This is a genomic window from Nocardioides segetis (assembly GCF_051390595.1).
Classification (GTDB): domain Bacteria; phylum Actinomycetota; class Actinomycetes; order Propionibacteriales; family Nocardioidaceae; genus Nocardioides.
Window position 1 is genome coordinate 1 of sequence record NZ_JBNINR010000030.1, and the last position, 10,649, is coordinate 10,649.

Below are 10,649 nucleotides of genomic sequence, written 5' to 3' on the forward strand. Positions count from 1 at the left end.
CCGTGACCGTCGGCCTTGCAGTCGGGGCAGAACGCGCCGCGGTCTGGTCGGGTGCTGTTGTGGAGCACGCTCTCGAGGCGCTGGCACACCTTGCGAACCTCCCGGGCCAGCAGTGCGAAGTCCTGTTCCGGGTCCTGGGCGATGCGGCCGAGATTCCGGTCGAGGTACTCGGCGGCGCCGGTGATGCTGAGCCGCTCGGGCAGGTCGTGGCCGTAGTCCTCGGAGAGCATCATCTGCCAGCGCGTCAGGACCGAGTACGGGTGGAGTTCGTCCTCGTCGGGCAGCGCGGTCAGGATCTTCTCCCAGGTCGCCTCGTCGATGCGCCCCGCTCGCAGCGCTCGGGTGGCGTGGCCGTCGACGTAGAACCTCAGGTCGCGAACGAGCCTCGGGTCTGCCGCCGGGCCAGCCAGGTCGGCAGCGTCGGAGTTGACGCCGGCACCGATCGCCGCAGGGAGCATGAGTGCCGAGTAGCCGGCGACCTGCTTGATGTTGCGCCGGACTCGCCCGAGGCATCGGGGGCAGGTCAGCTCGCCGTGGCCGACGTGCACGGAGCAGGTGCGTCGTGCCGTGCAGTGCCGGGTCGGGTCGCCGTACTCGTCGACTCGGCAGATCTCGCCGTCGACCAGGTAGGCGTCGGCCTCGCGGCTGTAGCGGCAGTTCACTGGTCCTCCATCTGTTCGTCGTCCATCCCTGAGCTGGGTCGGTAGACGTGTCCGGTCTGATGTGGGTCGGTTCTGGTGCAGGTGAGTCCGTCTGGGTCGTTCCAGAGGTGGTGGTCGCAGGTGGTCACTGGTCGCCCGCCTCGATCCAGTCGGCGCGCTCACGGAGCCAGCGGCGAACCGAGTAGGTGCTGGTGTGCCCGCTTCCCGGCTCGCTTCCGAGGTTCGGCCAACTCGCTTCGTCGGCCGTCTCCCGCAACGCCTCCGCCCGCACCCGCCGATCCCGCTGGGCCAGCCAGTCCTCTCCGAGTCGCACGTTGCGCGAAAGGGTGCGGCAGTAGCCCCAGATCCCTTCGAGGTATCGGTATCCGGGCTGCGTCACGTCCACCTTGAGCGGGTAGCAGGTGCTCCGGTTCGGATCTATCACCGAGCCGCAGCCGGGGCACCGCAGCACTTCGGACAGTGCGTCCCGGTCGTCCTGCTCAGCCACGGTCGTCACCGCCCGTCCAGAGTCTCCCTGGATCCTTGCCGATCACGGGCCGCCAGCCGAGGTCAACGATCTGGCGGATGATGCGCGTGGCGTCCTGTGGTGTGGCGACGTGACCGAGGTGCGCCCAGGCGTCGGCGGTCGCGACTGCCGGGATGCCCTGAGTGGCGCCATACTGCTCGGCCGAGGTGCGCTCGGTGGTGACAAAGCGGCAGCGGCCGATGTGGGTGTCGGTGACGTCGCGGCTGGGGCAGGTTGGACAGTCCTGTCGGGTGCTCATGGCTGCTCACCGCCCGCCGTGTCCTCGACCGGCTCGAAGACGTCGAGCCTGCGCAGCAGCCGTCTGGCCGCCCAGTGCCGTCGGTCTTCGTCGAGGTCGCGGCCGACGACGAGGACGAACTCGCCGAGGCTGAACACGACGCCGTGGCGGAGGCCGTACATCACGGCCGCTCGGCGTTCGCGGGTCATGCGCTCGTCGTCGGGGCGGACTCGATGCCAGATGCCCAGGTGGAGGGATGTCAGGGTGGCGATGAGTCGCCCGAGCAGCCATGCGGATAGGTAGCCGACGACGAGGATCGTCGGGAGGGTGGCGATGCCCAGCAGGTAGGTGCTCACGGCTGCTCCTCCTCGATCGGCTCCCACGGGCCCACGACGGGCGCGTAGGTCGTGACGGTGCGGCGGTAGATCTCGCCTCCGAAGCGGCTCTGCACCCGCTCGGCGGCCTCGCGTGTCGGATGTGCTCGGAAGTCGTAGATGCTGGCCCACTCGACGCGCTCGGTGGCCTCGGGCTGTTGCTGCTCGGTCATGCGGCCTCCTTTGAGTTGGAACGCTTCCGCTTCCAGCAGGCGCGACATTCGCGGCCACCGGTGCTCGGTCGGATGTAGGTGTTCGCCTCGTCGAACAGGTGTCCATGCGGGCAGTGCGTCAGCGACCACGCCTGACGGTTGTGGCGGATCATGTCCACGAAGTTGTCTCGGTCGGTTCCGATCGACAGGTGGGCAGGGTTGACGCACGGCGGGTTGTCGCACGCGTGGCGGACCACAGCGCCCTTGGGCAAGGGCTCGCCCAGTGAGAGCGCGAGCGAGTACCGGTGGGCGCGGCGCCCGAGCGGGTTCCGAAACCGTCCGTACCCATCACGGTCCACGCCACCGCGCCACTCCCAGCAGGCATCATCGGAACCGCGATCAACCTGGCTCCAGAATGCTTCGGCGAAGTCGCCAAGCGGTCGGCCTTTGATGTTCTGCTCGTATCGCTTGCGCCAGCCCTGCGCCTGCTCGCGGGTCGGCTTCCAGTGTTGGGGATCTGCCATCACGCGCCCCCTGCCGTGCGGGCAGCGAGGATGCAGTTGATCCCGTCGATCAGGTCTTCGACCCGGTGCTCGACGTAGCCATCGGCGTTTTCGTCGTGCACGGGGCAGATGTGGACTCCGCAGCGGCAGAGCAGTGTGCCGATCTCCTCCTCGCTCAGTCCCCGGTCCCCGTCCGACGACGTGACGGGAGTTGCAGCGTCGGTGGGCACCTGCAAGCCAGACGGCTGGTCCGTTGCAGCGTCCGACGACGTGACGCCGGCGGCGGCATCTCGGTCAGCTGTGGTCGTGCACGTGAGGCATCCGTGGTGGTTCGGCTGCTCGCAGATCTGGTTGGCCCACAGGCAGATCCCGGGCTCCGTCGCGCCCTCGCTCGCCGTGGCGGCGACGTCCGGGTGGTTCGGGTCGAAGGCGGGGCATCGGCGGTTCAGCGGATCATGGAAACCACCGAATCCACATCTACAGTCCTCGCTCGCCGTGGCGGGGGCAGAGGAGGCGAGGAGCCGCTCGACGGCGGCCTTGTCCCAGGGGCAGAGCATCCTGTCGACCAGCGCTTCGACCTCGGCCCGCAGGTCCCGCAGCGCCTGGTCGGACGGCGTGGGCTCGTGCTCGGCCAGCAGCGCGAGGATCTTGCGTGCGTGCACGTTGAAGATCGCAACGCGCGGCCCGTCGCTGACGCCGTTCCAGCGCTCATACACTGCGGTCCACTCGTCAGCCAGCGCGCGGAGGGCGGTGTGCAGGCCGGTCATCGCGACACCACCCAGGCAACCCACACGACAGTCGCGAGCGCCAGCGGCCAGCGCCACTCGACTCTGCGGCGGACGCCCGCGACCTGAGCCGCGAGGAGCAGCAGGGCGCAGACGGCGGCGTAGACCGTCAGCGCGATGGCGACGACGAGGGCCGCGTCGCGGATCGGATCAGGCATGGGGGTCTCCTTCGGTGGTGACGGCCGAGCCGCCGGTGATCTCGTCGATGCCGATGCCGAACCGGACGTGCATGCCCTCCTGGCCGCACGACGGGCAGCCGCTCACCGGATTGCCGATGCGGCGCGGTCCGTCGGGGCTGTAGACCAGCACCGAGCACCGGTCGTTGTCGCAGGCGGTGCCCGCGCTGGTCAGCGTGATGCCGACGGTCGAATCGGACATGGGTCAGCTCTCCTTCGTGGTGGTGACGGCCGAGCCGTCGGGGGACGTGGGGATCGGGTCGAGCCCTCTGGCGGCATCGAGCACGACCGTCGCCAGGTCTCGCAGAGCGAGGTAGGACGACCGAGCGACGAGTCCCCGCGGCGTGCGCTGCGTCCAGTCGAGTGCGTACCCGTCGAGAACCAGCGACCCCGGATGCAGCGACTTCGGCTTCTCGCCGATCGCGGTCATGACGAACCACTCGGCGGCCGACTGCCGCGCCCGGCTCACGGCTCGCTCCTCTCGGGGGACGTGGGAGCGGACAGGACGGCACGGAGGGCAGCGCGGGCGCACGATCGTGCCTCGCCCTCGGTCATGTGGCCGTCGGCGCGCCGGATCGCCTCGGCGACGCGCGCCACGGCCTCGTCGGACCGCACGGCCCCGAGTGCGGCCTCGGCGGCCTCAGCGCGGGCAGTGGCGGCTTCGTTTCGTTCGACCCACACGGCGTGCGCGTCGACGAACTTGGTGAGTTGGTCTCGGCGCGTCTCCACTTCGGTCGTCGCTTCGTCGAGCGATGCCTCCAGGCCACGGACGACTGTCGTCAGGTGGCCGACCTGCTGCTCCGCTCGATTGGCCCTGCCGATGTGGTGGTCGGTCTGCTTGCGGTGCCCTGCCGCCTCGGCCTGTGCCTCGTCGAGCGCCACCCGGATCCGCTCGACCTCGTCCAGCGCGGCGCCCAGGTCGGCCACCATCGCCAGGATCGACTCGCGCATGTCGTCGGTCTGGCCGTCACGCGGCAAGCGATAGAGCATCTGGCCCATGTGGGCACCCCAACCAGCGAGCGTGTCGTCGGTGTCCTCGTGCCAGGACCAGAGCTCGGTCGCGGCCTCCACGCGCGCCCGGATCGCGTCGATGTCCAGCTCGGTCGCGTCGGTCATCGGCTTGCCTCCCATTCGGCCGTCCGGTGGTCGTATCCCACTGATCGCTTGACGACCTCGTAGATCCGGTCGAAGTTGCCCTCGCCGCACCACGCCTCAAGGTCGCGGTATTGCGCGGGCGTGACGTTGTGGCGAGCAAGCAGGCGCGCCAGGTCGTCTGGCATCCGGACGTCGCAGTGCTCACGCAGGCTGCGCCACTGCTCGCGCCTAGCCATGGCCCTGCTCCTGTCGTGCGGCGCGGACGATCTCGTGAGCGTCGTGCAGCCCCTCGACGTAGGCAGCGGCTTGCGGGTCCTCGCTGCCGTCATGCCTCAGGGCGAAGTTGGGCGAGACGCTGGATGCGATCCGCTGCTCGACCTCAGCCAGCGCGCGGTCGGTGTGCTCGCGGAGGAGATCAGCGAGGGCCGGCCCGAGCGCCTCTGCCATGGCCTCGGCAGCCTCGGCTCGATACCGCTCCTTGGCGGCTTCCGTCAGGTACCGCCACTGCCGCCACCGGTCGGCGGTCGCCTCCATCACGCGCCCGTAGACCTCGCGAGCGAACGTCTCGACGAGAACGCCACGCACCGCCTCGTTCAGCCGCCCGATGGTCCCGGAGTCCACGGGGGCGGGGATCGGCTGTACGCCGTTCTGCGGGCCGTTCGCGGTCTCGGACGTGTCGTCACCCCGCTTTGGGCTGTTCGTCGCCAGAGCGGCCGATTCTGAATTGCTGGCGGCCTCTGTCGCCCGCTTCCTGGCCTCGGAGTTCGACGCGGCGGTCATCGGGTGGCCTCGGCGGACTGGAGAAGGACGTCGACGCTGACGGTGATGCGCTTGGGGCACTCATCGCAGGGGAACGAGATCTCAGCGCCAGATGCGATGTCGTCAGGCTCGAAGTCGATCTCGTAGCCTCGCGTGCCGCAGTTGGGGCATGAGGCGACGACGCGGACGCTCTCGATGTGGTCGGTCATTGCGGAACCTCCTTGGTTCGGGGGAGTGGTGGCTTGGGGCCGGTGTCGCGGGACCGGGCGGCCTCGACGACGGAGATGAACCGGTGACCCGACGTCGGGCCGTGACGGTGCTCGGGCTGGGAGCAGGTGTCACAGGTGCCGGTCGGGTCGAGGCGGCCAGTGGTGACAGCGCCGCCGGCATCGGTGCCCTCGGTGCTTGCCGCCTGCCACCAGGGCCCGGCTTCGAGGACGCGTGCCGGGGTCTGGGACTTGGATTCGCAGGCGACCCAGGTGAGGGCGACTGCGACATCGCGGCGGGGTCGGTCCTTGATCTGCGGGCGGTCGAGCAGGGTCCGCAGTGACGAGGCGGGCCAGTCAGGGCGGAGTTGGTGGATGGCGGCGGCGATGCGGTCGCGTTCGTTCTCGTTCATCGCGCAGCTCCAAGTCCAAGTCGCCGGACCCGCGCGATACGGAACGCAACGATTTGGATTTGGCGAGCCAGATCCATGTGGAGGTGGCGCTGGCTGTGTATGTGTATGTGGCTGTGGAGCGCGCCCGCGCGCGAGGCGTTCGGAGTCCGAACGGAATCCGCGCGGACTCCGAATGGAATCCTCACGACTGACCCCCACGCTTCCGCGCGGCATCCTTGCGCTGCTTCTCCTCGATCTCGGCTCTGCTGGCGTTGTGCTTGAGCCAGGAACGGACCGTGTATCCGCCGTCAACGCGCTCCCACAGGCCGACTTCGACGAGTCGGGCAGCCCGCGACTCAACGCCCGAGAGGCGGAAGGTCGTCAACTGCAAGTCGCTGATGAAGCCGTCGGTCGGCTTGCGGGCACTGAAAGCGAGGCCGCGCGTGAACAACACCTCGGCTCGTTCTCCGGCCGCGATGACCGCGTCGTCGTCGTAGTAGTGCGCTGACAGCGGTGCAAAAGACCCGTTGCGCCGCACCTGGTTGACCATCAGGCCACCTCCTGGCGTTCGAACCGTCGCCTCTGGTCCTTGAAGCTGTCGAGTCGGATCCCGAGTCTTTCGGCGGCCTGCTGCTCGGATTCGCCTTGGGAGACGAGCCAGTCGAAGTCCTCGACGAGCGCCTCGATCAGCGAGGTCCGGCCGACGCTGCACACCTGCTGCTCGGGCTGCCACGGCTGCGCGAGCGGGTCATCGATGTCGATGCCCTCCCAGGCCAGTGGCGGCGCCCAGCCGCGCTTGCGGGCGTTGACGCGGACCCGTGACGAGGGTCCGGGCTTGCCGCTGAGCCGGTCGTAGACCTGGGCAATGTGGGCGGCCGTTTGCGCGCGGACTCGCGTCTGCTTTCGCAAGACGCTGGACATCGTCTCGTGCGTCCTCTTGTGCCCCGCGGCGGCGGCGATGTCCTCCAGGCGCCAGCCGATCGCCACCAAGGCTTGGATCCGTCGCTGGGTCCCGATCGCCGGCATCCAGTTCGCGGAGCCGTTGAGAACGCGGAGGGTTCGGCGCTTCTGTGCCGCGCGGTGGGCGACGGTACAGGGGTCGCATGGTCGCTCGCCCATCTTGCGGTGGGCGAAGTAGCCGCGCTCCTCTCCGTGTCTTGGGTCGTCGGGGCTCACGTGACTTCTCCTTTCCAGGGGTCGTTGCCGCGTGGTTGTCGGATGCCGGCGTGGTCCCATTGGGTGCCGTCGGCTGCGAGGTGCGGCATGGGGTGCGGGATGCGGAACTGGTCGTTGCCGCCGTTGAGTCGTCGGCAGGTCAGGTCGCCGTGGGTGGCGGTACAGGGCGTCACGGCGCCCCTCCGAGTCGGATCCGGTCGGCGTAGTGCTTCTCGCAGAGGTCGTGCGCGACGACAGGGCGTCCGCAGGTGGGGGTCTCGGCCTTGCCTCGGTAGCGGGGGACGAGGTGGGGGAGGGTGACCTTGCAGCCGTTCTTCGGTCCGACCTCGACTTCGGCGTCGTGGTCGAGCGGGAAGATCGCGCGTGATCCGCCGACGATGAGGTGGACGTCGACCCGCGTCAGGCTGGTCGACACGCAGGCAAGCGTTCCCTCGACGTCGTGGATCCGCACCAGGCGGCCCAGGTGCCGGTCGGAGAGCTGGCTGGCCTTGATGAGACGGCGGTGCTGGAAAGCGAGGACGGTGCTCATGCGGCACCGCTCATCGCCAGAAGCTCGAGAAGGTCGTTCGGCTCGTCGTCGACCGCCAGGGGCAGCGCCTCGTCGAGCAGCCGGTCGCCCTGGACCCGTAGCAGGGTGCTCGCGCGGAGCTGGGTCGGCCAGATCCGATCCCGCAGTGCTTCCCAGCTCTCGCGGTCGTACTCGGGCCGGTCGCGGTCCGCAGCGCGGCGCATGTAGTCGTAGCCGGGCGCCAACGTGAAGATTCGGTGTCCCTGCATAGCGAGCCGCTGCACTCGGCGCCGGTGGGCGCGTATCCGCTCGACAAGCTCGGCGGGAAGCGCACGGGCGTGCCGGTGGACCTGGGGCCACGTGACCTTGACGATGGGAGGCCCGCCGAGCGGGCCGACCGTGATGCCCTTGGTGTTGTACTCGAGCCAGTTGCCGTTCGGGAACAGGCCGTGGGTGGAGGACGACGCGCCGGTGGATGGTTCGTGGGTGTCGGGGTGGGCAAGGGCTTCGAGGGCTGCGCCGCCCCATGCTCGGACGGCTCGCTGCTCGTCGCGGGTCAGCATGGGGGCTCCTGGACGGTGGAATTGGAAACGGCGCCGGAGACTGTGGTCTCGGGCGCCGTCGTGTCGGGCAGGGTCGGGCTACTCACCGGCGGCCTCCTTGCGTCGGATCTCCCGTAGTGCCTCGTAGATGGCGCGTGTCGCTCGCACGTCGCCCTCAGCGGTGTGATCGGGCTCCGGGACGTCGTAGCCCCGCTCTCGGCAGGCGTCAGCGCAGGCAGCGAGCCCAAGCGGCCGGTCCACGTCGAGCGCGACCATGGCGACGTTGGAGACGTCGATCATCCGGTGATTCCAGACTGGGGCGCCGATGACACGGGTCAGCATGGCGGCGTCGAAGGATGGGTTGGAGCCGACGAGGGTCACGCCACGGAGTCGCTCGGCGAGGACCGCGCCATTCCTGCTCGCGGTGGAATGGGGCGTGAACCCACGCTCGAAGTAGCGGCCGATGCGGAGTGCCTGAGGGTCGGCGTACTCCAGGGTGTGCATCAGGCTGCGCGTGAACGGCTCGGGCTCGTTCTCTATCCAGTACGACACCTCGTATGGCTGGTGGATGCGCGGGTCGAGGCCGGTGGTCTCGGTGTCGATGTAGCAGAGCGTCACGACTGCGCTCCTTCCTCGGCTGGCTGGTCGAACGCGTCCTCTGCGGTGACGGCGGCCTTGACCTCGGCGACGCGTGTCTTGATCGCGTCCTGGACCTGTGCCGGCGCGGACCCGAGCCCTTCACGCGTCCACAGGTCCCGCAGCGAGTCCTCGTCAGTGAGCCCGGCTGCGGTGGCGAGGATCGCGTCCCAGTCGCGAGCGGGCGGGGCGTCGGGGAGCGGGTCGACGATGAACGTTCCCCGCTTGCCACGTGTCACCTGGAGCTTGACCTCCAGCCGCTTATCGATGTGCGACATGTGCGAGATGCGGATCCCGCCGACCTTGTCCCTGCCGAAGGTGACGTCGGGGTCGCGGTAGAGGGTGAGGCGTCGTCCGACGTACTGGTCACCGTTCGTTCCCCATGCGGCTGCGATGAGGCGACGCATGGTGACGGCGGGTCGGTAGGCGCGGTCGGTCTCTTCGAGGAGGAAGTCGAACGGCTGCTCTGCCTTGCCGCCGACGACCTTTCGGATGGTGACGGTCATAGGGCCGGCCACGAGGTCGTCCGCGTTGACCTGATCACTGCGGGGTGCGAGTGAGTTGGCAATGTCCACGGTCAGTACCAATCCCTTCCTGCGGTCGCGTCGAGCCGGGCGGGGGTGGGGAGATAGAAGGTCTCGGTCTCGCCGGGACCGCCCCAGTCGCGCGTTCCGAAGTCGTCGTGGTCGATCTCGATCCAGATCGTTCGGTCATCGGTGACGCAGTACTTGCCCTCGGTCGACACACGGAAGGTGCACCCGGCCTTGAGGAACGCCCACGCCTTGCCGACTCCCTCCTGTGCTCCGGGGGTGTCGCGATCGCCCCACCTGTCGTGCGGAACCACGGCCCTCTCGCAGATAGCGATGAGGTCTTCGCGCGTGTAGTCGATCTTCATGCCGCCCCTCCAATCTGAATGTCTTCGAAGTCGTTGTCGTAGGCCCACGGCGGCAGGTCGACCACATGCCGCCCGTCGCCGTAGTCCGGTAGGTCGATCACGCGCCCGTTCGCCAGCCACCGAGAGCACGCCTCGGCCATGAGGTCGCGGCCCTTGTCGATCGCGTCGCCGTGGACCTCCAGCACTGACACGCGGTACTTGCCCGAGAGGGTCGGTTCGGTCTCGACGCAGATGAGGTCGAAGCGGTCGACGTCGGCGTAGCCGTTGGCGCGGGCGAGGTCGATGTAGTTGGCGGCGCTGACGTGGTACATGAGCTTGTCCATCACGCGGCCGAAGTCCTCGGGGTTGCCATCGCGGCAGGTCTTGATGTCAGCCACGAAGTCCGGCCCGAGCAGGTCTAGGCGTCCACGAACCGGCGCCCCGGTCGGGTGTTCGGCGAACATCGACACCTCATGCTCGACCGCGGCGGCGAGGAGACGTCCGGCCTCCGGGTGGCTGGTGACCGCGTCAGCAAGCGCCTGCGCCTTCGCTAGCGTCCGACCGTCGATCACGATCAGTCCGTCGCGCTCGGCCTTGAACACGGCCTCCCTCCACGCGTCGGTGTTCTTCGGATTGGTGGCCTTGCTGCCGTCCTTCTTGACGCCGATGACGTCGGCGTTCAGGACGGCGTACCGGTCGAGCTTCTCCGGCTCCAAGATGACGGTGTGGACGAGGCGGCCGAACTGGATCGCGTCGGAGTCCTCGGCAGGCGGACGCTTCCCGAGTAGAACCTTGGCCCCGGACGCGGACAGGTGCTCGGTGTCACGGTGATAGTCGGCTTCAGACAGGTCACGGTTGATGCTCATGACGCCCACCTGTCCGCGTCGTACTCCCGCTCGTGCTCGCTCTCCTCGATGACTCGTTCGGCCCGGTGTGCACGGTGGCAGTCGTCGCAGCGCTCTGTGGGTGTGGGGCAGTTCCACGGCTGGTGCGACCCGAATCCCTGGGCGAGCTCGGCGATGGTCGGCTCTGGAATCCCCGCAGCGGCACGGTTCTCCCGGTCCCG

24 protein-coding genes are annotated in these 10,649 nt (G+C 68.8%); all 24 read right to left on the reverse strand.

Annotation, left to right across the window (positions count from 1 at the left end; translation table 11 throughout):
* Positions 1 to 662, reverse strand: a 662-nt coding sequence (locus ACPZVR_RS25140; RefSeq protein WP_436702431.1) for a hypothetical protein, incomplete at its 3' end; no start/stop codon positions are given.
* A 124-nt stretch (positions 663 to 786) separates the two neighbouring features.
* Positions 787 to 1,149: a hypothetical protein gene (locus ACPZVR_RS25145; protein ID WP_436702432.1), complete on the reverse strand. Its 363-nt coding sequence runs from the start codon at positions 1,147 to 1,149 to the stop codon at positions 787 to 789.
* Positions 1,142 to 1,426 carry a hypothetical protein gene (locus tag ACPZVR_RS25150; protein WP_436702433.1) on the reverse strand — a complete coding sequence of 95 codons (285 nt, stop codon included), beginning with the start codon at positions 1,424 to 1,426 and terminating at the stop codon, positions 1,142 to 1,144. Before ACPZVR_RS25150 ends, ACPZVR_RS25145 begins: the two co-directional genes overlap by 8 nt.
* The gene (locus ACPZVR_RS25155; RefSeq protein ID WP_436702434.1) at positions 1,423 to 1,761 is read right to left on the reverse strand and encodes a hypothetical protein; all 339 of its coding nucleotides are present in this window, start codon (positions 1,759 to 1,761) and stop codon (positions 1,423 to 1,425) included. The genes ACPZVR_RS25150 and ACPZVR_RS25155 overlap by 4 nt, the downstream gene beginning before the upstream one ends.
* Positions 1,758 to 1,952 carry a hypothetical protein gene (locus tag ACPZVR_RS25160; RefSeq protein WP_436702435.1) on the reverse strand — a complete coding sequence of 65 codons (195 nt, stop codon included), beginning with the start codon at positions 1,950 to 1,952 and terminating at the stop codon, positions 1,758 to 1,760. The genes ACPZVR_RS25155 and ACPZVR_RS25160 overlap by 4 nt, the downstream gene beginning before the upstream one ends.
* Complete coding sequence (locus tag ACPZVR_RS25165) at positions 1,949 to 2,455, reverse strand: HNH endonuclease (RefSeq protein WP_436702436.1); 507 nt, start codon at positions 2,453 to 2,455, stop codon at positions 1,949 to 1,951. Before ACPZVR_RS25165 ends, ACPZVR_RS25160 begins: the two co-directional genes overlap by 4 nt.
* Positions 2,455 to 3,201: a hypothetical protein gene (locus ACPZVR_RS25170; protein ID WP_436702437.1), complete on the reverse strand. Its 747-nt coding sequence runs from the start codon at positions 3,199 to 3,201 to the stop codon at positions 2,455 to 2,457. Before ACPZVR_RS25170 ends, ACPZVR_RS25165 begins: the two co-directional genes overlap by 1 nt.
* Positions 3,198 to 3,377, reverse strand: coding sequence for a hypothetical protein (locus ACPZVR_RS25175; RefSeq protein WP_436702438.1), 180 nt, complete (start codon positions 3,375 to 3,377; stop codon positions 3,198 to 3,200). The genes ACPZVR_RS25170 and ACPZVR_RS25175 overlap by 4 nt, the downstream gene beginning before the upstream one ends.
* Positions 3,370 to 3,597, reverse strand: a complete 228-nt coding sequence (locus ACPZVR_RS25180) for a hypothetical protein (protein WP_436702439.1) — start codon at positions 3,595 to 3,597, stop codon at positions 3,370 to 3,372. The genes ACPZVR_RS25175 and ACPZVR_RS25180 overlap by 8 nt, the downstream gene beginning before the upstream one ends.
* A gap of 3 nt (positions 3,598 to 3,600) precedes the next feature.
* A complete protein-coding gene (locus ACPZVR_RS25185) occupies positions 3,601 to 3,864 on the reverse strand; it encodes a hypothetical protein (protein ID WP_436702440.1) in 264 nt (87 codons plus the stop codon).
* Positions 3,861 to 4,511 (reverse strand): hypothetical protein, encoded by a 651-nt coding sequence (locus ACPZVR_RS25190; protein WP_436702441.1) that lies wholly within the window; start codon positions 4,509 to 4,511, stop codon positions 3,861 to 3,863. The genes ACPZVR_RS25185 and ACPZVR_RS25190 overlap by 4 nt, the downstream gene beginning before the upstream one ends.
* Positions 4,508 to 4,726: a hypothetical protein gene (locus tag ACPZVR_RS25195; protein ID WP_436702442.1), complete on the reverse strand. Its 219-nt coding sequence runs from the start codon at positions 4,724 to 4,726 to the stop codon at positions 4,508 to 4,510. Before ACPZVR_RS25195 ends, ACPZVR_RS25190 begins: the two co-directional genes overlap by 4 nt.
* A complete protein-coding gene (locus tag ACPZVR_RS25200; RefSeq protein ID WP_436702443.1) occupies positions 4,719 to 5,270 on the reverse strand; it encodes a hypothetical protein in 552 nt (183 codons plus the stop codon). The genes ACPZVR_RS25195 and ACPZVR_RS25200 overlap by 8 nt, the downstream gene beginning before the upstream one ends.
* A complete protein-coding gene (locus tag ACPZVR_RS25205; protein WP_436702444.1) occupies positions 5,267 to 5,458 on the reverse strand; it encodes a hypothetical protein in 192 nt (63 codons plus the stop codon). Before ACPZVR_RS25205 ends, ACPZVR_RS25200 begins: the two co-directional genes overlap by 4 nt.
* Positions 5,455 to 5,868 (reverse strand): hypothetical protein, encoded by a 414-nt coding sequence (locus ACPZVR_RS25210; protein ID WP_436702445.1) that lies wholly within the window; start codon positions 5,866 to 5,868, stop codon positions 5,455 to 5,457. The genes ACPZVR_RS25205 and ACPZVR_RS25210 overlap by 4 nt, the downstream gene beginning before the upstream one ends.
* 181 nt (positions 5,869 to 6,049) lie before the next feature.
* Positions 6,050 to 6,397 (reverse strand): hypothetical protein, encoded by a 348-nt coding sequence (locus tag ACPZVR_RS25215; protein ID WP_436702446.1) that lies wholly within the window; start codon positions 6,395 to 6,397, stop codon positions 6,050 to 6,052.
* Positions 6,397 to 7,023, reverse strand: a complete 627-nt coding sequence (locus ACPZVR_RS25220; RefSeq protein ID WP_436702447.1) for a hypothetical protein — start codon at positions 7,021 to 7,023, stop codon at positions 6,397 to 6,399. The genes ACPZVR_RS25215 and ACPZVR_RS25220 overlap by 1 nt, the downstream gene beginning before the upstream one ends.
* A gap of 169 nt (positions 7,024 to 7,192) precedes the next feature.
* A complete protein-coding gene (locus tag ACPZVR_RS25225; RefSeq protein ID WP_436702448.1) occupies positions 7,193 to 7,552 on the reverse strand; it encodes a hypothetical protein in 360 nt (119 codons plus the stop codon).
* Positions 7,549 to 8,094 carry a hypothetical protein gene (locus ACPZVR_RS25230; protein WP_436702449.1) on the reverse strand — a complete coding sequence of 182 codons (546 nt, stop codon included), beginning with the start codon at positions 8,092 to 8,094 and terminating at the stop codon, positions 7,549 to 7,551. Before ACPZVR_RS25230 ends, ACPZVR_RS25225 begins: the two co-directional genes overlap by 4 nt.
* A gap of 78 nt (positions 8,095 to 8,172) precedes the next feature.
* On the reverse strand, positions 8,173 to 8,691 hold the full coding sequence (locus ACPZVR_RS25235; RefSeq protein WP_436702450.1) for a 3'-5' exonuclease: 519 nt from the start codon (positions 8,689 to 8,691) through the stop codon (positions 8,173 to 8,175).
* Complete coding sequence (locus ACPZVR_RS25240; RefSeq protein WP_436702451.1) at positions 8,688 to 9,296, reverse strand: hypothetical protein; 609 nt, start codon at positions 9,294 to 9,296, stop codon at positions 8,688 to 8,690. The genes ACPZVR_RS25235 and ACPZVR_RS25240 overlap by 4 nt, the downstream gene beginning before the upstream one ends.
* Entirely contained in the window at positions 9,287 to 9,604 is a 318-nt protein-coding gene (locus ACPZVR_RS25245) for a hypothetical protein (RefSeq protein ID WP_436702452.1), read from the reverse strand. The genes ACPZVR_RS25240 and ACPZVR_RS25245 overlap by 10 nt, the downstream gene beginning before the upstream one ends.
* Positions 9,601 to 10,449, reverse strand: a complete 849-nt coding sequence (locus ACPZVR_RS25250) for a PD-(D/E)XK nuclease-like domain-containing protein (RefSeq protein ID WP_436702453.1) — start codon at positions 10,447 to 10,449, stop codon at positions 9,601 to 9,603. Before ACPZVR_RS25250 ends, ACPZVR_RS25245 begins: the two co-directional genes overlap by 4 nt.
* A partial coding sequence (locus ACPZVR_RS25255) for a hypothetical protein (RefSeq protein ID WP_436702455.1) occupies positions 10,446 to 10,649 on the reverse strand: 204 nt, incomplete at its 5' end. The genes ACPZVR_RS25255 and ACPZVR_RS25250, both read right to left, overlap by 4 nt.